The 19470-nt window shown below is 57.4% G+C and carries 17 protein-coding genes and 1 tRNA gene; 8 read left to right on the forward strand and 10 right to left on the reverse strand.

Features of this window, described 5'->3' with window-relative positions; translation table 11 throughout:
- Positions 1-55: 55 nt before the first annotated feature.
- Positions 56-178, forward strand: coding sequence for a hypothetical protein (locus tag ACOSDR_RS09780; RefSeq protein WP_420731109.1), 123 nt, complete (start codon positions 56-58; stop codon positions 176-178).
- A gap of 222 nt (positions 179-400) precedes the next feature.
- Here ACOSDR_RS09780 and ACOSDR_RS09785 read toward each other — a convergent pair.
- The 5 genes from ACOSDR_RS09785 to ACOSDR_RS09805 form a co-directional block, all read right to left on the reverse strand.
- A tRNA-Ser gene (locus ACOSDR_RS09785) sits at positions 401-488 on the reverse strand.
- A gap of 97 nt (positions 489-585) precedes the next feature.
- Positions 586-2052: a dihydropyrimidinase gene (hydA, locus tag ACOSDR_RS09790; protein ID WP_420722786.1), complete on the reverse strand. Its 1467-nt coding sequence runs from the start codon at positions 2050-2052 to the stop codon at positions 586-588.
- A 7-nt stretch (positions 2053-2059) separates the two neighbouring features.
- Entirely contained in the window at positions 2060-5851 is a 3792-nt protein-coding gene (locus ACOSDR_RS09795) for an AAA family ATPase (protein WP_420731111.1), read from the reverse strand.
- Positions 5852-5988: 137 nt separating this feature from the next.
- Positions 5989-6696: a DsbA family protein gene (locus ACOSDR_RS09800; protein WP_420722784.1), complete on the reverse strand. Its 708-nt coding sequence runs from the start codon at positions 6694-6696 to the stop codon at positions 5989-5991.
- Positions 6697-6778: 82 nt separating this feature from the next.
- Positions 6779-7360 carry a DUF721 domain-containing protein gene (locus ACOSDR_RS09805; RefSeq protein ID WP_420722783.1) on the reverse strand — a complete coding sequence of 194 codons (582 nt, stop codon included), beginning with the start codon at positions 7358-7360 and terminating at the stop codon, positions 6779-6781.
- A gap of 75 nt (positions 7361-7435) precedes the next feature.
- Here ACOSDR_RS09805 and mutY point away from each other — a divergent pair, with 75 nt between their 5' ends.
- The 3 genes from mutY (at position 7436) to leuA (ending at position 12046) form a co-directional block, all read left to right on the forward strand.
- Positions 7436-8506 (forward strand): A/G-specific adenine glycosylase, encoded by a 1071-nt coding sequence (gene mutY, locus ACOSDR_RS09810; RefSeq protein WP_420722781.1) that lies wholly within the window; start codon positions 7436-7438, stop codon positions 8504-8506.
- Positions 8507-8544: 38 nt separating this feature from the next.
- Positions 8545-9942 carry a mechanosensitive ion channel family protein gene (locus tag ACOSDR_RS09815; protein WP_420722779.1) on the forward strand — a complete coding sequence of 466 codons (1398 nt, stop codon included), beginning with the start codon at positions 8545-8547 and terminating at the stop codon, positions 9940-9942.
- A 427-nt stretch (positions 9943-10369) separates the two neighbouring features.
- Positions 10370-12046 carry a 2-isopropylmalate synthase gene (leuA, locus tag ACOSDR_RS09820; RefSeq protein ID WP_420722778.1) on the forward strand — a complete coding sequence of 559 codons (1677 nt, stop codon included), beginning with the start codon at positions 10370-10372 and terminating at the stop codon, positions 12044-12046.
- Positions 12047-12504: 458 nt separating this feature from the next.
- On the opposite strand, the gene ACOSDR_RS09825 is transcribed toward leuA, so the two are convergent.
- Both ACOSDR_RS09825 and ACOSDR_RS09830 read right to left on the reverse strand, forming a co-directional pair.
- A complete protein-coding gene (locus tag ACOSDR_RS09825) occupies positions 12505-13236 on the reverse strand; it encodes a hypothetical protein (protein ID WP_420722777.1) in 732 nt (243 codons plus the stop codon).
- Positions 13233-13607, reverse strand: a complete 375-nt coding sequence (locus ACOSDR_RS09830; protein ID WP_420722776.1) for a DUF4170 domain-containing protein — start codon at positions 13605-13607, stop codon at positions 13233-13235. Before ACOSDR_RS09830 ends, ACOSDR_RS09825 begins: the two co-directional genes overlap by 4 nt.
- Positions 13608-13707: 100 nt before the next feature.
- Between ACOSDR_RS09830 and ACOSDR_RS09835 the strand changes: the two genes are divergently transcribed.
- The 3 genes from ACOSDR_RS09835 to msrA all read left to right on the forward strand — a co-directional run bounded on the left by ACOSDR_RS09835 (position 13708) and on the right by msrA (position 17044).
- A complete protein-coding gene (locus tag ACOSDR_RS09835; protein WP_420722775.1) occupies positions 13708-15219 on the forward strand; it encodes a UbiD family decarboxylase in 1512 nt (503 codons plus the stop codon).
- Positions 15220-15321: 102 nt separating this feature from the next.
- Entirely contained in the window at positions 15322-16281 is a 960-nt protein-coding gene (locus tag ACOSDR_RS09840; protein ID WP_420722774.1) for a methyltransferase domain-containing protein, read from the forward strand.
- Between the two features lie 100 nt (positions 16282-16381).
- Positions 16382-17044: a peptide-methionine (S)-S-oxide reductase MsrA gene (gene msrA, locus ACOSDR_RS09845; RefSeq protein WP_420723125.1), complete on the forward strand. Its 663-nt coding sequence runs from the start codon at positions 16382-16384 to the stop codon at positions 17042-17044.
- Here the strand turns inward: msrA and ACOSDR_RS09850 are convergent.
- A complete protein-coding gene (locus ACOSDR_RS09850; protein ID WP_420722773.1) occupies positions 17019-17288 on the reverse strand; it encodes a helix-turn-helix domain-containing protein in 270 nt (89 codons plus the stop codon). The two genes, msrA and ACOSDR_RS09850, sit on opposite strands and share 26 nt — an antisense overlap.
- Before the next feature lie 245 nt (positions 17289-17533).
- Between ACOSDR_RS09850 and ACOSDR_RS09855 the strand changes: the two genes are divergently transcribed.
- Positions 17534-17773 carry a hypothetical protein gene (locus tag ACOSDR_RS09855; RefSeq protein ID WP_420722772.1) on the forward strand — a complete coding sequence of 80 codons (240 nt, stop codon included), beginning with the start codon at positions 17534-17536 and terminating at the stop codon, positions 17771-17773.
- 2 nt (positions 17774-17775) lie between these two features.
- Here the strand turns inward: ACOSDR_RS09855 and ACOSDR_RS09860 are convergent, their stop codons facing one another.
- Both ACOSDR_RS09860 and ACOSDR_RS09865 read right to left on the reverse strand, forming a co-directional pair.
- Positions 17776-18102 (reverse strand): hypothetical protein, encoded by a 327-nt coding sequence (locus ACOSDR_RS09860; protein WP_420722771.1) that lies wholly within the window; start codon positions 18100-18102, stop codon positions 17776-17778.
- Between the two features lie 80 nt (positions 18103-18182).
- Positions 18183-19430, reverse strand: a complete 1248-nt coding sequence (locus tag ACOSDR_RS09865) for a PQQ-dependent sugar dehydrogenase (protein ID WP_420722770.1) — start codon at positions 19428-19430, stop codon at positions 18183-18185.
- Between the last annotated feature and the right edge of the window lie 40 nt (positions 19431-19470).

Raw genomic sequence — 19470 nt, forward strand, 5'->3', positions numbered from 1 at the left:
TGAAATTTCTTAGTCATCATGGCGGATAAACTGACGGTGGAAAGGACCGGCACCTATGGCGAGCCTGGCAATCTTCGAAGGGCGGCAGCCGGAAGACCTATCGACGAGCAGGCTAATCGCCATGACCGACCTGCCGCTCGACTGGGTCGAGCAGCGCCAAGTTCTCGGCTTTGCTTGAGCCAGCAACTTCCCTGCATCATCTCTGCATCACAAAACCGTAAAGACGCACTGACCCTTAGGGCCGCAGAGACGGTTTCAGTAATTCATGTCAAATCTAGCGAGCAAAACGTCTCTTGAGACTCGTGTCGACACGCTCCACTGACACAAGGGTTTGAAAAGACGCTGAAATTCGGCCACCGTCTCCATGATACTCGTACTGCATTGAAATAAAATGGGAAGCTGGCGGAGGGAGGGGGACTCGAACCCCCGCAACCCTTATCAGGTTGACGGATTAGCAATCCGCTGCATTACCGCTCTGCCATCCCTCCGCATTTGGGATCGACTGGATCGATCAGCGCAGCGGGAGATAGCGGGTTGGAGGGGGGCTTGTCAATGCGATATGGGCTGTGATCTGCAATCACTTTGTCATATAAGCCGGGCACCGCCATTTTCTGCGGGATTGGCTTCGGGATGCAGGCGCCCTGTAGGGATGGCCGAATCCGGTTTGGCACAGTCCAGAAACAGGCCCGACCCCGGCTGGGCGCACAGAGTCGCATTTTCAATGACCACCCGCCCCCGGCTCAACACCGTCTCTGGCCAGCCGGTCAGGTGCCGTCCCTCATAGGGCGTAAATCCGACATCATCGTGGATCATCGTCTCATACTGGACGGTGACTTTTTTATTGGGGTCCCAGATCGCCAGATCCGCATCAGCCCCGACCGCGATTGTGCCCTTTCGCGGATGCAAGCCATAGAGCTTTGCCGCATTGGTGGCGGTCAGGGCGACGAATTCGTTAAGGCTAAGCCGACCCTTGCCCACCCCTTCAGAGAAGAGCAGCGGCAGGCGCAATTCCAGGCCCGGCACGCCATTGGCAAGCTGGGTGAAGCTGGCATCCATGCCATAACGCAGCTTGCCCGTCTGGTCGAAGCGATAGGGTGCATGATCAGACGAGAAAACCTGAAACGTGCCATTCTTCAACCCGCGCCAGATTGCCTCCTGCCCGGCAGAATCCCTCGGCGGCGGGCTGCAGCAGTATTTCGCCCCCTCCAATCCGTCGCGGTCCAGATCAGCCGCGGTCAGGAACAGATATTGCGGGCAGGTTTCCCCAAAGATCTTCAACCCTGCGGTTTGAGCCGACCGGATCGCGCTGGTCGCGGCCTCGTCCGAAACATGGACAATCAACATGGGCGTATCGGTCAGGGACGCCAGGTCGATGGCCCGCCGGGTCGCCTCGCTCTCTGCGATGCGAGCATGGGCGATGGCGTGATATTTCGGGGCGCGATGTCCGCCTGTCGTCAGTTTCTCGCTGAGCCAGCGGATGATGTCATCGTTTTCCGCATGTACCATCATCATGGCGCCAAGGGTGCGCGCGGCCGATAACACAGTCAATAATTCATAATCATCCAGCTTGAACGTGTCATAGGTCATATAGACCTTGAAGGACGTAATCCCCTGTTCGATCATCGCCGGTAATTCCTGACCAAGAACCTGTGGATTGGGATCGCGCAGGATCAGGTGAAAGCCATAGTCGATGATCGCCTTGGGGCCAGCCAATGCGTGATAGGCGGCAACGGTTTCGCCCAGGGTCTTGCCGGGCTGCTGCATGGCGAAGGGCATCACGGTCGTGGTGCCGCCAAAGGCTGCCGACCGCGTGCCACTTTCAAAATCATCAGCGCATTCGACGCCATCCACAGTTTCCTGGGCCAGATGACAATGGCTGTCGACCCCGCCGGGCAGGATCAATCTGCCCGTTGCATCGATCTCTCGCGCCCCATCGGACAGGCTTTCGCCAATTGCCGCAATCCGCCCGTCCTGAATCCCAATATCTGCCTGAAAAGTGTCACTGGCGGTGGCGCAGGTGCCGTTTCGAAGGACCAGATCAAAGTTGACCATGATGGGATTAACCAGCCTCTTTCATGCGCTCTGCCTGACGCAGATCGACGGACACCAATTGTGATACGCCCCGCTCTGCCATGGTCACACCAAACAGGCGGTCCATACGAGCCATGGTCATACGGTGATGGGTGACGACCAGAAAGCGTGTGGAACCTGCGCTTGTGATCTGATCCAGCATCTTACAAAAGCGATCCACATTGCTGTCATCCAGCGGTGCATCCACCTCGTCCAGCACACAGATCGGGGCGGGGTTGGTTAGGAACACCCCAAACAACAGGGCGAGTGCGGTCAGTGCCTGCTCCCCCCCTGACAGCAGCGACAGGATTTGCATTTTCTTACCCGGCGGGCTGGCCATGATTTCCAGACCTGCCTCAAGCGGATCATCGGATTCGGTTAGCTTCAGATGCGCCTCACCGCCCCCAAACAGGGTTACGAACAGGTCCCGGAAATGTGTATTCACTTCATCGAAGGCCTTTAACAGACGCTCCCGGCCCTCGCGGTTTAAAGCATTGATGCCCTGGCGCAGACGGGCGATGGCGGCGATCAGGTCATCGCGTTCCGCCTGCATGGAGGCGATCTGTTCTTCCAGTTCTGCCGCTTCCTGCTCTGCGCGCAGATTGACCGGGCCGATGGCGTCGCGCTCTCGCGCCAGGCGCTCTATTCGGCGTTCCACATCATCCTGGGGCGGCAGGGTCGCATCCGATTCCAGGCCGGATTGTGTCAGGGCCTCTTCCGGGGTGCAGTCCAGTTTCTCGCGCACCCGTTCGGTCAGGCTGGCAACGGTCTGCATCGCCTGCTCCACTGCCGCTTCACGCCGGACACGGGCCTCGCGGGCGGCAGCCAGGGCTGTTTCTGCCTGTCGCAGGGCAAAATCCATATCGCGTTGGGCATTCTCTGCTTCGGCCAATTTATCCGCCGCGGCCTGACGCTCTGCTTCACATTTTGCAATCGTGTCGCGCAGGAAACCAAGCTTCTCCTCAATCTCTGCCGGTCGGGCCTCCATAGCAGTCAAATCGCGCCCGGCTGCCAGTCGACGCTGTTCCAAATCGGCCATGCGTCGGGTCGCCCCTTCGGACCGGCTGGTCCAGGACTGCATTTCCGCAGAGATGGCAGCAAGGCGATCCCCCCGCGCCCTGGCATCGCGCTCTAACTGATCAAAGGCAGAGCGTTTTTCAACCTGACGGGCGCGCAACTCGGCAACCGTAGTGCGCAGACGGCTGAGGCGCTCTCGAAGGGCGCCTGCATCCTCCAGCACTTTCTGTGCCTGTTGCGAAGACGCCAAACGATCCTGAGCCTCGACTTTATCCGCCTCCAACCGGGCGGATTCTTCAACCAGTGCAGACAGACGGTTGCGGCTGTCTGAAACCTGCTGTTCCAACCGGGTCAGGGTGGCGCGGGCCTGACCGACCTGATCATAGGCGGCCTGCTGATCCTGACGGGCCTGTGTCGCGCGCATTGAGGCCTGCGAGAGGGCATCAGCCGCAACCTCAGAGGCTTTGCGTAAATCGTCCAGGCGTCCATGCGCTTTCGCTTCTGCATCCGACAGGGCCGCCTCATTGGCGCTGCGGGCTTCTGCAATCAGTGCGTCGGCGGCTTCATGCGCCTTGGCCTGATCCGCCTCTGCCTGCGCGCGGGTAGCTAAAAGGGCTTGCTCAGCGGCTTCGGTCGCACCAGCCAAGGTCTTCTCTGCGGCCTGCAATGCGTCTTCGACGACCGCCAGACGGTTTCGATATTCCAAACGCTTTGCCGCCGCCGTCGCGGTGCCCGGGCGAATGCGCAATCCATCCCAACGCCATAGCCCGCCGTCTTGCGTCACAAGGCGCTGACCAACTGCCAAATCCGCCTGCAGACGGGTTGCGATGGCTGCATCTTCGGCAACGCCAACCTGGCTTAACCGCCGCCCCAGAGACTCTGGTGCCCGCACATGCCTGGACAGTGGCACCACGCCACCGGGTAAGTCTGGACCGCCATTTGGCAAGGCACCCAAATCAATCCAATGGCGCGAAGCGGCCTCATCCAGGGCGGCATCCAGGTCATCGCCAAAGGCCGCCCCCAAAGCGGTTTCATAGCCGCTGGCTACATCCAATTGTTCCAGAACCGGCTCGGCCCCGTCATCATCCTGAGTCAACAGGTCCCGCAAGGCATTGGCTTCTGCCGCCAGGCTGGACCGCTTACTGCGCGCGGCCTCCACCTGTTCCCGTCCAGTGCGTTCCGCCGCCGATACGGCATCGCGTCCGGCGCGATCCGCCTGACTGATACTGTCACGGGCGGTGCGCTCTGCGGTACTAAGGGCGTCGCGTGCTGCATTGCGGGCGGCATCCAGTTCCGCGCGCATCGCAGCGTCCGCCTGATCCAACGCCCCGCGTGCAGTTTTGGCGGCTTGTTCCGCTTCGTCGCGCTGGCTTTCGGCGGTTTCAGCATCGTTGCGCGCCTGTGACAGGGCAGCATCTGCTTGTGTCACCGCCGCGCGGGCGGCTTCAACATCACCGGCCTGCGCAATCTTCTGGTTCAACTCTTCTGTTTCTTGAGAGATCGCACCAGCGCGCGCATCCAACGCCGCAAGACGACGGGTCGCTTCTTCCACCTGTCTGATCAGGGACGCCCGCTGTGCTTCTACGGCGGCGACATGCTCGTTTAACTCATCCAGCGCCTGCTCTTTTTCGGTAACGGCTGCATCTGCTTCATCCCGCTCCTGACGCAATCGGTCCGTGGTTACCTTCTCGCCTGCCTGCTGGGCCTCCAGCGTTTCCTTTTCCTCTTTCAGCCGAGCCAATGCCTCTACCGCGTCAGAGGCCAAGGTCTCTTCCCGGCTGGCATCGGTCGCGATCTGATCCAACCGGGCGCGCAGTTCCGTAATCTGCTCCCCCACCCGTTCGGCCTCAGACTGCAACTGTCGCTCCGCAATCACCTGCGCCTGCAGGCGTGCGGCAGCTTCCGCCTCGGCTTCTCTCAGTTTTGGGATCACCTCATGGGCATGGGTCTGCAAAGACGCTCCCTGAGCGGCGGCCTGTGTCCGCTCTGCCACGACCGATTCAGCCTCCGCCAGGGCAGCGCGAGCATCGGTCAGGGTCTGATCTGCCTCCAACCAGCGGATATGCAATAGAATCGCTTCCTGGGCGCGCAATTGTTCGGCAATCTTGCGATAGCGATTGGCCTGGCGGGCCTGGCGCTGCAATCCGCCAAACTGCGTTTCCAATGCCCCGATCACATCTTCCAGACGCTCCAAATTCGATTCGGCGGCTTTCAGACGTAATTCCGCCTCATGCCGCCTGGAATGCAGCCCCCGAATGCCTGCGGCTTCTTCCAGCAGGGTGCGGCGATCGGTCGGTTTCGCGCCGATCAGTGCGCCAACGCGACCCTGACTGACAATGGCCGTGGAATTCGCGCCCGTTGCCAGATCCGCAAACAGCAATTGCACGTCGCGGGCGCGGACTTCCTTGCCATTGATGCGATAGGTCGATCCCTGCCCTCGGTCGATTCGTCGGGTGATTTCGATTTCATCAGAATCATTGAAGGCTGCAGGCGCAATGCGATCTGCATTGTCCATGAAAACGGTGACTTCAGCATTATTGCGCTGTGGTCGCGTAGAGGACCCCGCAAAGATGACGTCGTCCATCTCGCCACCGCGCATCCTTTTGGCCGATGCTTCCCCCATCACCCAGCGCAGCGATTCGATGACATTGGATTTGCCGCAGCCATTGGGACCCACGACTCCCGTTATACCCGGTTCGATCATCAGTTCGACCGGGTCAACGAAAGACTTGAAACCGTGCACACGCAGCTTCTTGAAATGCACTTAGACTGGTCCGTTCTGGCCAAAACACGCAAGTATATCAGGATGAGATGCCATCCCTAACGTACTAGGCAATACGGATTCTGACGGAAGAGTCGAGTCGTTCCCGAAGGGGCTTGGAATCACGCCGTGATTCGGTATCAGTTCAGCGCCGCTTCAATCACTTCTTGAAACTTTTCGAACGGTTGAGACCCAACGATCTTGGTTCCATCAATGATGAATGTCGGGGTTGAGCCGATATCATCCAGTTCGGACCAATAGCTGCGCTGCTTCACAATCGCCGCATAGAGGTCCTGATTGTTAAAACACGCTTCAATACTATCGGACGACATACCCGCAAAGCTGCCCAGCTTTGCCAGATCCGCCAGCATGTTCTGGGACCCGCCCCAGGCCGGCTGTTGTGCGAACAGCAGGTTGACCAGCGGGAAATAGCGATCTTCAGGGGCACAGCGGGCCAACAAAGAACCAAGCGCCGCCCCTTCATTCAACGGATAATCACGAAATTCCAGCTTAACCTTACCGGTATCGATATAGGTTTTCTTCAATTCCGGCAGGGTCTCCTGATGAAAGGCCGCACAATGCGGGCATGTCAGGGACGCATATTCAATAATGGTCACCGGGGCGTCGGGATTGCCCAAAATACGGGGCGTAATCAGCGCCTGATTCTGCGCAGAGGGGGATTCAGCAGCTTGTGCCTCGGAAATCAGCGGCGCATTGGGTTGTACAGTGCTGGCATTGGGCAGGCTAGATATCTCTGTTCCACTGCGGAAGAACGCGACCCCACCCACAATAACCGTCAAGGCGACAATGATCGCCGGAACAGTGGCTTTATGCTGAAGAATGCTCATGAATGACAACCCCTTTAACAATCGTCCGACAGTGATGTGTCTTAGGTATGAATTTAAGACCCTTATGGCAAGGCTTGGTGAATTATTCCTGCGTCTTTTTCGCAGCATCCCGGCGCAGCACCGACTCCCCGATGCGCAACAAAACCGCCCGTAGCTCTGGATCCTCAACCCGTTGCAGGTCCAGTTTCATCTGCGCCAGACGTTCCGGATCAGCCGGCGTTTGGGGTGGTTTGGGCGCGGCCCCTAACCGGCCGGGCCCGGCCTTGCGGTTCGCCAGACGCGTGGGCGGCACCTGCATCAGTTTGATTCCGGAAATCGCCTTATAGCCGAAATGCATATTGATACGCGATACCAGCACCGGCTCCAGATGCTGCAATTCTGTCGCCATGGGCCCCAGCGCACGAATATGCAGCGTGCCTGCATCCCGGCGTCCCCTGGGAAAAGTCAGGCGGTCCGGATGCGCATGGCGCGCCAGATCGACCCCGACGATCTGATCCCATTCATTTAAAATCCGCGCATCCGTGAAGCCCCGCTTACCCACAGCCTTCTTCGTCAGACCCGGCACCAGAGAAGCCAAAGACCGTGTGCCGCCATAGCGCCTATCATCCTTCTTCTTAGCGGCCCAGCTATTGGATGGTCTGGCTGGTGTTTCGTCGTCAGACATGTGGATCTTTCCGAAATGTATAATCTTGTCGTCTGGGGCTGGATTTGCCGCGCGCGCTCACTACACTGTAACGCCATGAGCCACCTTTCTGAAACCGATATCGCCCCGCTGCTGTTACCTTGGTATGATAGACATGCGCGCCGCCTGCCCTGGCGGTCACTGCCGGGTGATTTGGCGGACCCGTATCATGTCTGGCTGTCAGAAGTCATGCTGCAACAAACCACTGTTGCAACGGTGGCGGATTATTTTCGCAAGTTTCTAAAGCTGTGGCCAACTGTGGGCGATCTGGCAGCGGCGGATCTGGACGACGTGCTGACCGCCTGGGCGGGTCTTGGCTATTACGCCCGGGCACGCAACCTGCACAAATGTGCCAAACAGGTCGCAACACAATTCAATGGCCGGTTTCCTCAAACAGAAGAAGCCCTGCTGGAACTGCCAGGCATCGGTCGCTACACAGCAGCCGCCATTGCCGCCATCGCCTTCAATCAACCAGCATCCGTGATGGATGGGAATATTGAGCGGGTGACGACCCGCCTGTTTGACATTGACACACCCCTGCCCGAGTCAAAGCCGATCCTGTATCGGCATGTATCGGATATGACGCCGACCCATCGACCCGGGGATTTTGCCCAGGCGATGATGGATCTGGGTGCAACCATCTGTGTGCCGGGCAATCCAAAATGCGTCTTATGTCCCCTGATTACCGCCTGCAGTGGCAAGGATCGTGCTGCCACCTTGCCAAGGAAACTGCCTAAGAAAGCAAAGCCTACGCGCCGCGGAACCGCCTTTTGGATCACCCGACCGGATGGGTCCATACTGTTGCGCCGCCGGGCAGAGACAGGTCTGCTGGGGGGGATGATGGAAATCCCTTCCACAGATTGGAAAGAACAGGAAAGTACGGATTTTGCCCAGACCGGCCTGCCAGAGGAACCATTTAACTTTCAGAAAGTGGGTGAAATCCGCCACACCTTTACCCATTTTCATCTGGAACTGAATGTTTATGCCTGCCAAGCAACAGAAGATTGGGCGAATGATGACAATGTGCCGGAAAACTGTATATGGTGCCTGCCTGATCGCTTGGACCAGGTAGCCTTGCCGACCGTAATGCGGAAGGTTGCGAAAGCTGCCCTGATGGTTGCCCCATAAACGCCACATAGCCGCCCCACCCCTGAGAGGACCCGCTTGTGACACCCCCAGCATCACCTCAAGACACCATAATCCTGGCCCAAAGCGATCCGGTCACCTCGGCGCTGGAAGTTGTATCCGACAACATCGATAGCCTGAACAAAGAAACACTGGTCGCATATTGGGACATGGTGAAGGACGTATGGAATTATGGGATCGGGGGAACCAGTCTGGGCGATATCCTGATCGCGCTTGGGATATTGATCATATTCCTGATTTTTCGGCAGTTCTTCAGCCGCTTTATCTTGCGCCGTGTCGAAAAAATCGCACAGCGAAGCGACAACAAACTGGATGATTCCTTAGCAACGGCGCTCAGCGAACCGGTTCGCTTTGTCCCCGCCGTCATCGGTGTGTTTTTCGCAACCGAGTATCTTAACCTCAGCGGCACACCAGAAGCACTGGCGACATCGCTGAACCGGTCCCTGATTGTCTTCATAATTTTCTGGACCCTGTTCAGGATGGTTGACCCGTTGTCCTTTGTCCTGGGAAAGGTCGAGCGTGTCTTCACATCCGCGATGGTCGAATGGTTGATCAAGGCGATCAAGGTTCTGGTCGCCTTAATCGGTGCCGCAACCGTGCTGGAAATTTGGGGCATTCAGGTCGGCCCTATCATTGCCGGTCTGGGACTGTTTGGGGTCGCCGTTGCGCTGGGCGCACAGGATCTGTTCAAAAACCTGATCGCCGGAATTTTGATTCTGGTTGAAAAGCGATTTTCTATTGGGGAATGGATTCAAGTTGACGGCGTTGTGGAGGGAACAGTCGAGTCAATTGGCTTTCGTTCCACCTTCATACGGCGGTTCGACAAGGCGCCCGTCTTTGTTCCGAATGCACAATTGTCAGACGTTGCGGTCACCAATTTCTCCCGCATGACGCACCGCCGGATTTATTGGGTCATTGGCGTTGAATACCGCACGACCACCGACCAGTTGCGCGAAATTCGCGATGCGATTGAGGATTACATCGTCAAAAGTCCTGATTTCGTGCCCGCAGACCAGGCGACCCTGTTTGTGCGCCTGGACAAGTTCAACGACAGTTCCATCGATTTCATGGTGTATTGTTTCACCAAGACAACAGTTTGGGGCGAATATTTGAAGGTCAAAGAAGACTTGGCCTATGCCGTCAAAGCGATTGTTGAGGATGCTGAAACCGGCTTTGCCTTCCCCAGTCGTTCCCTGTATCTGGAAACTATTCCTGGCTCTATGCCAGAATTGTTCTCGCCGCCTGGCAAAGCCAATCAGTCATCGACGGATGCAGATGATCAAGGGGGCTCCTCATCCGAAGCGGAATCTGCCTCGCGGGAGGAAGATCTGTCTACGGAGTCCAGCCTTGATGGTGGAAGCGATCGCAAGAGACAACCTAAACCCAAGCAAGGCGACGACGGGGGCGATGGTACCTAAAATACCTTTCACCAAGAGGCTTGACCCTCGCCGAAACCGGCTATAGCGTGCCAGCACGATGACGAAACGGACCACCCTTTCGCTCCTTCCGGAGCTACTACTAGGCCTCGCCCTTATTTGAGCGCGGGTACGGGTTTGTATTGACCCAATTCCGACAGCCTGATTGACCCTTTCCGGAAGACCATCGTGATGATTTCCAACACCTCAAAGTATCTCCAGAAACAAAATTCCATTCCGGCTCAATCCGGGATTAACACCCTGTCTGTAAGTCATAACGGCCTGCTGCTAGAGCGCCTTATCGGCGGTCCCGGTTTGCCCTGCGGCGCACCGGCGATCGTAACCCCTGCCGCAAACTCATTCAGCCCCCGGCGCGCCACCCAATAGAGGTCGCGCGCATCGAATAGACGAAGATAAGGAGTTCCAGACCATGAAACACATGCCCATTGAAAAATATCGCATGTTTGAACGCATCGACCTGCCCGACCGACAATGGCCAAGCAAGGTCGTCGACAAGGCCCCGATCTGGTGTTCGGTTGACCTGCGCGACGGCAATCAGGCCTTGATCGAGCCAATGGGCCCGGACCGCAAGCGCCGCATGTTCAAACTGCTGGTCGAAATGGGATTCAAAGAGATCGAGATCGGGTTTCCCTCCGCCTCTCAAACAGATTTCGATTTCACCCGGGAATTGATCGAACAGGATATGATCCCGGAAGATGTGACCGTTCAGGTCTTAACCCAGGCCCGCCCGCAACTGATTGAACGGACCTTTGAATCATTGAAGGGCGTCCACCGAGCCATCGTGCATGTGTATAATTCAACCTCCACCATTCAGCGTCGCGTCGTTTTCCAACAGGACCGCGCCGGGGTGAAACAGATCGCGCTGGATGGCGCCAAAATGGTGCGTGAACATGCAGAGAAAAATCCAGGCACCGACTGGCGGTTCGAATATTCCCCGGAAAGCTATACCCAGACGGAACTGGATTACGCGCTGGAAGTTTGCGAATCCGTGATGGATGTCTGGGAACCAACGCCCCAGAAGCCCTGTATCCTGAACCTGCCCGCGACGGTGGAAGTTGCCCCGCCCAATGTCTATGCGGATTCCATTGAATGGATGCATCGCCATTTCACCCGGCGGGACAGTTTGATCCTGTCGGTTCATCCCCATAATGACCGGGGATCGGGCGTGGTCGCAGCGGAATTTGCCCAAATGGCAGGTGCTGACCGCGTCGAAGGCACCCTGTTTGGCAATGGGGAGCGGACCGGCAATGTCGATATCGTAACCCTGGGCGTGAACATGGTCGCCAGCGGTGTCGATCCGATGCTGGATTTCAGCAACATCCCGGAAATGCGCAAAATTGTTGAATATTGCAACCAGTTGCCCGTCCATCCGCGCCACCCCTATGGCGGCGATCTGGTCTTCACCGCCTTTTCCGGCAGCCATCAGGACGCGATCAAAAAGGGCCTGTCGGCAATGGAAAATTCCAATACCGGCATCTGGGACGTCCCCTATCTGCCCATTGACCCGGCCGATGTTGGCGCTTCCTATGAGGCCGTGATCCGGGTGAATTCACAATCGGGCAAGGGTGGTGTCGCCTATATCCTGGAAAGCGATTTCGGGGTGCGCATGCCGCGCAATCTGCAGATCGAATTTTCCACCGTGATCCAAAAGATTGCGGATGAAAGCGGCAAAGAACTGGCACCAAAGATGATCTGGGAAAGCTTCTGCCAGACCTATCTGGATAACCAGAGCCCCTATGCCTTTGTGGACCATACGACCAAGGCGGAAACCCATGCTTCCGAAATTCGCTCAATCACCGCCAAGGTGAAAAAGAACGGCAAGGACATATCCCTAAAAGGGCGCGGCAACGGCCCGATTGACGCCTATGTGAATGCGCTGACGGCGGATTCCGGGGTGGAAATCTCTGTCATGGATTATTCCGAACATGCCATGGGTCAGGGTGCCAATGCCAAGGCGATTGCCTATGTCGAGGCCCGCACCGGAACCGGAAAGCGCATATACGGTGTTGGGTCGCACCCCAACATCGTCACCGCCTCTCTGAAGGCTGTCACCTGTGCAATGAACCGGGCGATTGCGATGGCATAGAGCCACACTGCGTTGATATTGTAGTGTTTAGCCTTATCCGATCCGGGGCAGGCGAGCATCCAGCACCAACGATGCCCGCCGCCCTAGACCCCGGATCACGTCCGGGGTGACGATAAAAAACACACAATTCTCATCCTGAGGAGGCGCGCCAGCGCCGTCTCGAAGGAGGGCTGCACATTCCGTGCTTCCAGCGAGTTCACCCTTCGAGACGCTCCGCTCCTCAGGGTGAGGGTGCGTAAAGGTTTGAGACCCCAAACCCTGTCATACCCGCTTTCGAAGGAATGAGATCTTTCAAACCGCACAATTCTCATCCTGAGGAGGCGCGCCAGCGCCGTCTCGAAGGAGGGGCTGCACATTGCGTGCTTCCAGCGAGTTCACCCTTCGAGACGCTCCGCTCCTCAGGGTGAGGGCACTTAAAGATTTGAGCCCCCAAAACCCGTCATTCCCGCGCAGGTCGGCTACAGGGGTGGCAATCCGGTTTCATAGTTGAAAGGCACCGCGTCCTTGGACATCCGGGCCGTGATGTCTTCGCGATAGGTCTTATCTTCGACTAGTTTGAAGACAAATGCATCGGATTCCAGCTTCTGGGCGAAGCGTTGTCGCACGGTTTCCAGAACCTCCCCAGTGGCGCGACCTGAGCCTGACCGGCCTTTCGCACGCAGGGCCAGTAAAGGAATCGCCTGCCCATCATCGCCGCGCAGATGCCCGCGCGTGCTGACATACAGAAAGGCATGGTCCAACCGTTCCTTGCCATTCAGCCGCAATTCAATGCCATCCAACAGGCGAAAATCATAATTTGCTGCGCCAATCTCTGTGGCGTGCATAATGGGAAGCTGCGCCTGATCCAACCAGGTCACCGCCAGTTCGACCGTAACACCGGGTGAGAATTGCAGCATCGCCGGCACAGCACCATAGGCGGTGATATGCGCTGCATAGACGACATCAAAATCAGTCAGATGCGCGCGCTCCACCGGGATGATGTGATCCCCCAGATGCCCGAATTTCTGGGCCAGACGCTCTGGCGCGCGGTTGGACCCAACGGCCAGAACCGGCACCCGACCAACGCGGTCCTCCGGCTTGAACGGACGCTCCGCCCCGTTTTCCCAGGTATAGCTGTCAGTCGGGGCGGTATAGGGATAATTGCGCGCGCGATGCAGGATATCCGCCTGCTGTTCATACAGATCGCTCAAAGCTTTTCAATCCGAAAGCGGGCATAGGCATCGTCGATGGCGGCCATGGAGCGGGATTTCCACTCATTCTGTGCCGCTTCATAACTCTTGAACGGCCCGGTGCGGATTTCCTCGCCGCCATTAGCCAGTTTATGGAAATTGGTGTCGGTGTAGACGCCGCCGATGACCCAGAATTCGTCATGGCTTTCCTTTTCGATGGAAAACCGGGCATGGGCATCATCGACGGTTTCCATCGCCTTGGCGCGCCAGACAGCCTTTGCCTGATCATAGTCGTCAAAGGGCCCCAACCGGGTTTCCTTGACCCCATCGGCCACTTTCGTAAAGCTGGTATCGGTGTAGATACCGCCAACAACCCAATAGCGTGCGGACATGATAGTGTCTCCAACTCTCGACAGACCGTGATTAGCGCTCTATCTAACCCGTTAGCACCGTCCCGCCAAGCTTTGCACCAATTTTCAGGACCTCCACTTTATGCCCTATTCGTCATTGCGTGATTTTATGGACCGCCTGGAACAGGAAGGCCGCCTGGTTCGGGTGAAAGAGCCTGTGTCTACCGTTCTGGAAATGACGGAGATTCAAACGCGCCTGCTTAAGGATCGCGGACCGGCTGTGTTGTTTGAAAATCCGGTTGGGGTGGATGGCAAGCCTTGTGAGATGCCGGTCCTGGTCAATCTGTTCGGGTCGGTGGAGCGTGTCGCCTGGGGCATGGACCGGGAACCGAGCCAATTGCGCGAAGTCGGCGAAACCCTGGCCTTCCTGCGCCAGCCGGAACCTCCCGGTGGATTCAAGGAAGCCCTTGGCCTGTTGCCCCTGGTCAAACAGGTCCTTTCCATGAAGCCCAAGACGGTAAAGACCGCGCCGGTACAGGAAGTCGTTCTGACCGGGGATGATATCGACCTGTCGCGCCTGCCAATCCAGACCTGCTGGCCCGGCGAGCCCGCCCCACTGATCACCTGGCCGTTGATTGTCACACAGGGGCCCAACCCAAAGGGTGATAAAAGTGACGCGTTCAATCTGGGCATCTATCGGCTGCAGGTGACCGGCAAGGATACGACCCTGATGCGCTGGCTGAAACATCGCGGCGGGGCCCAGCATTACGCGCGCTGGAAAAAGGACCGCCCGGAGCCCCTGCCCGCCGCTGCTGTGATTGGGGCTGATCCGGGCACCATTCTGGCCGCCGTAACGCCGGTACCAGACACATTGTCGGAATATCAGTTCGCCGGGCTGTTGCGGGGCAAGAAGGTCGAACTTGTCGACTGTAAAACGATCCCGCTGAAGGTTCCGGCAGAGGCGGAAATCGTTCTGGAAGGCCATGTCATGCTGGACGAGTATGGCGATGAAGGTCCCTATGGCGATCACACGGGCTATTATAATTCGGTCGAGCCCTTCCCGGTCTTTCGGGTATCGGCCATCACCATGCGTAAAAAGCCGATCTATCTGTCGACCTTCACCAGTCGCCCGCCAGACGAGCCGTCTATTCTGGGCGAGGCGTTGAACGAGGTCTTCATCCCACTGCTGCAACAGCAGTTCCCGGAAATAGTAGACTTCTGGCTGCCGCCGGAGGGATGTTCCTATCGCATCGCGGTGATTTCCATGAAAAAGGCCTATCCCGGCCATGCCAAGCGGGTGATGCTGGGCGCGTGGTCCTATCTGCGCCAATTCATGTACACGAAATGGCTGATCGTGGTGGATGATGATATCAATGCGCGCGACTGGAAGGATGTGATGTGGGCCATGTCGACCCGCATGGATCCGGCGCGGGATATCACCATGATTGAAAACACGCCCATCGACTATCTGGATTTCGCATCCCCCGAAAGCGGGCTGGGGTCCAAGATTGGCCTGGACGCCACCAATAAATGGCCGCCGGAAACCAAACGGGAATGGGGCACCAAAATTCAGATGGATCAGGATGTCATCGATAAAATCGACCGCCTGTGGCCTGACCTGGGCCTACCCGGCGATGGCAAGAGTATCTGGTGATCCCAGGGTAACTTCCTGCTTGCCAAAAAATCATTTCAGGATCATTTAGGCGCTTAAGTCGTGCCCCTTGGCATGACTGCTCTTTCTAGGTCTATAAGCATTATGTCCGATGATCGTCTGCGCGCCGAGCGGCGTTTGGATTTAGGCCTCGCCTTGGCGGGGGATGGTGACCATGCCGCTGCCGTTGAGGCCTTGCAGGCCGCTTGTGATTTGGCACCCGGTTGGGTGGAGGCCCACTTTGCCCTGGCCGAAAATCTGGAAAAGCTGCCCGGGCATGCGGCACAGGCTGAAGCCGCCTATCGCACATGCTTATCCCTGGAGCCCGCGGACCGAATGGGGGCACGCATTCGACTGACCCTGTTGGGGGCGGCCCCGACACCAGATCGCCTGCCTGCCGCCTATGTTGAGGCGCTGTTTGATCAAGAGGCGCGGCGGTTCGATTCCAAGATGAAGGACAAGCTGGATTATCGGGGGCCCGAAGCGATCGCCCAAGCGGTCCATAAAATACTGCCCGACCTGGCCCATCCTGCGCGGGTTCTGGACCTGGGTTGTGGCACGGGATTGATTGCGCCATCTTTACGGCTGGCTGCCGGTCGGCTGGATGGGCTGGACCTGTCATCGGGCATGCTGGTTCAGGCGGTGGCGACCGGCCTGTATGATTCCGTGCGCCAAGGGGACCTGCTGAACGATGCCTGGCTGATCGACGAGCAACCCTATGACCTGATCGCCGCAGGGGATGTTTTGAACTATATCGGGGACCTGGCGCCCGTCTTCCAAAGCGCGACCGCAGCATTGTCGCCGGGCGGTTTCTTCGTCTTCACCGTCGAGGCCGGCGAGGACACACAGATTGAACTGGGGGAAGGCCATCGCTATCGCCATGGCGATACCCGCCTGCGCCCCTGGATCGCCGCCGCCCTGCTTGACCTGGTCTCGTTGGAGCGGCGCGTTTTACGCCAGGAGAAGCGCCAGCCTGTCTATGGCCTGATTTGTATTACCCGCAAGCCGCCTCTACCGGTTGATATGGGCCTGCCTGTCCCCCATTTTGATCAAAAGACCGTGTGAACTGCCCCAGTCTGGACGATCCCCCTTTGAAGCGGCAGGCCTGAGCCCTATCTTAGAGATCACGAAGTGTGTTCTTTCTAAGGAGGCCACTATGTTTTTCATGAATTCTGCTGCGAAGGCGCAAAAATCCCAGATGGTCAATCCGAAGGATGCCCTGCCGGGTCGCCTGGAGAAGATGCGTGTGAACCCGATCCATCATGCATTGGGGACCCGCATTGTTGGCCCCTTCCCGGACGGCACGGAAACCGCCCTGTTTGGCCTGGGCTGTTTCTGGGGCGCTGAGCGGATCTTCTGGAAGACGCGCGGCGTCTACAGTACGGCGGTCGGCTATGCCGGCGGCTATACCGTCAACCCAACCTATCAGGAGGTCTGCAGCGGTCAGACCGGCCATAACGAAGTGGTGTTGGTCGTTTATGACCCCAGCCAGATTTCCTATGGCGATCTGGTGCGCCGGTTCTTTGAAGCGCATAACCCGACCCAGGGCATGCGCCAGGGCAATGATACCGGAACGCAATACCGGTCGGGCATCTATGTCTATGACGATGCCCAACGCACAGAAGCCGAAGCAATCAAGGGTGCCTATGAAAAAGCATTGCAGGCCAAAGGCATGGGACCGATCACGACGGAAATTGTCGACAAGCCCGACTTCTATTATGCTGAAGACTACCACCAGGCCTATTTGTCAAAGAATCCCGGCGGCTATTGTGGGCTGGGCGGCACAGGCGTGACCTGCCCTGTTATTCAGGAGCAACCGGCGGAATAGCATCCGGCACCGGGGAGTCGGGCGTCGCCTTCACCGGGATGTCTGGCCCATGATAATCCCGCACACCGGCGGAATAGGCGGCACAGGCCAGCCGGACGGTGAGCGGGATTTCTATTTTCTTCCCATCCCTTTCGCCCTTTTCATAATATTGCACGACACGGCGTTTTAACCCCAAAGCATGGGCTGCATCCTTTTGGGATAATTCGACGCTTTTGCGCCAACGCTTGAATTCAGCGGGTTTCACCGGTGTCATTCCTTTTTTCTGAGCAGGCTTAAAACAGTGTTAGTTGCGGTAACCAATTACCGTTTGTAACAATTCTCACATAAAGCGCACAAAGTGCGCGTAAATTTCCCTTGATCTGCGCACCAAGTGCGCCTATCTTCCTATCAGAAGCGCACGACGTGCGCAACCTTTAAACGATTGGTCTAGACAAAGTTCTGGGAATTCCTCCCAGCCCCGTCGGACCGGCCCGAAAGGAGGGTAGTATAATGACCACTCTGTATGTTGGTGAAAAGCACGCCTATCGCGACGAATTGTCCATTGCACGGGCAGAATCCGCGCGACAGGCTATTAATGCCCCCCGGGCCGAAACCCTGGACTGGGACGCGAAGCTGCTGTTTCGCGTGACCTGGGACGACCAAGAGCTTTACACGACCGACGATATTGCCGTGCGGCAGTTGGTTACAAAACATCCAAACTGTGATGTACGGGTAATTTCAGTCGCGTAAAGTTACGCGTAAAAACTGACAACAGAGCCGCGGCGCGGGGATGAAGAGTCCGCCTGCGGCGATGTTGTGACCAGCGCCCGGGCATCCGATTGCGCATCCTTAGGCAGAGTTTTGTTTTTCAGCGCCGTTGGTCCAGCATCATTTGCTGCAACAGCTGTCACAGCATTTTGCACTTGCGGCGCTTGCGTCTGCCGCCTTTGGGCGACATCTCCACTGTTAAACGCGCGATCGCGCTGGGCTGTGCCAGCGGGATCCTGTGCGATTTGCCGCGCACCAATCACGGACTGCGCCATGAGCAACGTATTTGATTCAACGCCTGCGACATTCATAGTGTAAGCATCCTGATGATAGTTAACGTATGCGGGGATACTTAACTGTGAGATGTTAATAAATTTCTAACGGCACAGAATTATTTTGAAATGCGCCAGATCGTTCCGCCTGTATCATCACTGACATAAATCGCCCCATCAGGCCCCACGGCAACACCGACAGGCCGACCCCAAACTTTTGCCGGTGACGGCGCATCTGGATTTGGGGCATCGACACGAAACCCCGTTAGAAAATTGATATATCGCCCGGTGGGGACACCTTCCTGAATCTCGACCCGAACCACCTTGTATCCAGTTGGCACTGCCGCATTCCAACTACCCCGCAGCGCGACCAGCGCATCATCGCGCCAGTCTGTTGGAACACCTGCATCCGCCAGAAAGGTCAGGCCAATTGGCGCGCTGTGAGACTCAAACAAAACATCCGGCAGTTTCGACTGGGCAACCAGGTCCGGGCGCCGGTCGGCATAATCCGGCTGTGGATATTGCCCGCTGTAAGCATAGGGCCAGCCATAAAAATCACCCTGTTGAACCTGTGTGAAGTAGTCTGGAACCAGGCCATCGCCCAGACCGTCGCGTTCATTCACCACGGTATAGAGTTGATCGGTGCCTGGCTTTATCGCGATTCCAACTGGATTTCGAAGGCCGCTGGCAAACGTCTCCCCGCCCTCTATCTTTCCATCTGACGCCACGGAAAACCGCTGAATCGTTGCGCGCGGGGACGGTTCTTCTGCGATATTTCCACGCGACCCAATGGATGCATACAGGGTCTTACCATCTGGGGAAAATGCAATATTGCGCGTCCAATGCCCACCGGTCCCGCCAAATACGCCGCGCGGACTCATCTCCTCAACCCGGCCCCATTGCTGTCCCCATTTCAGACGATAAAGCCGGTCCAGATCAGCAATCCATAAATACCCATCATGTAAAGCCAACCCGTGGGGGCGGTTGAAACCACTGGCAATTTCTTCACGCTGATCAGCGGTGCCATCGCCATTTCTGTCCCGCAAAAGGGTCACGACGCCCGCCCGGCTGCGCGCCACGATGACCGCACCGTCCTGATCCACGACCAGATTGCGGGCCCCCGTGATGTCCGCTGCAAACAAGGTGACCGTGTAGCCATCCGGCGCAATCGGGATACGCCCGTCCCTTGCAACGGTATCAGAACTGTTGCCAACAGACTGAGTGGCGAATGGGGCGGGCAGATCTTGGGCGCGAATTTCGAATACGTCGCCCGGCTGATCGGGTGTTTGCGCCTGCGCCATTGTTGCGCATAAGGCGATTCCCGCCGCGATAACGGATCGGCTAAAAAGCAATCGCGCTGGATACATTTTTATCTCCCATTCCATTCGTCTGCACAGGGCTTACAAT

Origin of the sequence: Hwanghaeella sp. 1Z406 (assembly GCF_048892425.1) — a bacterium.
GTDB lineage: Bacteria > Pseudomonadota > Alphaproteobacteria > UBA8366 > Aestuariispiraceae > Pacificispira.

Excerpts from the sequence above, each read along its gene's own strand:
- ACOSDR_RS09830 (WP_420722776.1), bottom strand. The coding sequence starts at position 13,607 with ATGTCCGCACGCTATTGGGTTGTTGGCGGTATCTACACCGATACCAGC.
- msrA (WP_420723125.1), top strand. The coding sequence starts at position 16,382 with ATGAATTCTGCTGCGAAGGCGCAAAAATCCCAGATGGTCAATCCGAAG.
- ACOSDR_RS09855 (WP_420722772.1), top strand. The coding sequence starts at position 17,534 with ATGACCACTCTGTATGTTGGTGAAAAGCACGCCTATCGCGACGAATTG.
- ACOSDR_RS09865 (WP_420722770.1), bottom strand. The coding sequence starts at position 19,430 with ATGTATCCAGCGCGATTGCTTTTTAGCCGATCCGTTATCGCGGCGGGA.
- leuA (WP_420722778.1), top strand. The coding sequence starts at position 10,370 with ATGAAACACATGCCCATTGAAAAATATCGCATGTTTGAACGCATCGAC.
- hydA (WP_420722786.1), bottom strand. The coding sequence starts at position 2,052 with ATGGTCAACTTTGATCTGGTCCTTCGAAACGGCACCTGCGCCACCGCC.
- ACOSDR_RS09835 (WP_420722775.1), top strand. The coding sequence starts at position 13,708 with ATGCCCTATTCGTCATTGCGTGATTTTATGGACCGCCTGGAACAGGAA.
- ACOSDR_RS09800 (WP_420722784.1), bottom strand. The coding sequence starts at position 6,696 with ATGAGCATTCTTCAGCATAAAGCCACTGTTCCGGCGATCATTGTCGCC.
- ACOSDR_RS09840 (WP_420722774.1), top strand. The coding sequence starts at position 15,322 with ATGTCCGATGATCGTCTGCGCGCCGAGCGGCGTTTGGATTTAGGCCTC.
- ACOSDR_RS09860 (WP_420722771.1), bottom strand. The coding sequence starts at position 18,102 with ATGAATGTCGCAGGCGTTGAATCAAATACGTTGCTCATGGCGCAGTCC.
- ACOSDR_RS09805 (WP_420722783.1), bottom strand. The coding sequence starts at position 7,360 with ATGTCTGACGACGAAACACCAGCCAGACCATCCAATAGCTGGGCCGCT.
- ACOSDR_RS09780 (WP_420731109.1), top strand. The coding sequence starts at position 56 with ATGGCGAGCCTGGCAATCTTCGAAGGGCGGCAGCCGGAAGACCTATCG.
- mutY (WP_420722781.1), top strand. The coding sequence starts at position 7,436 with ATGAGCCACCTTTCTGAAACCGATATCGCCCCGCTGCTGTTACCTTGG.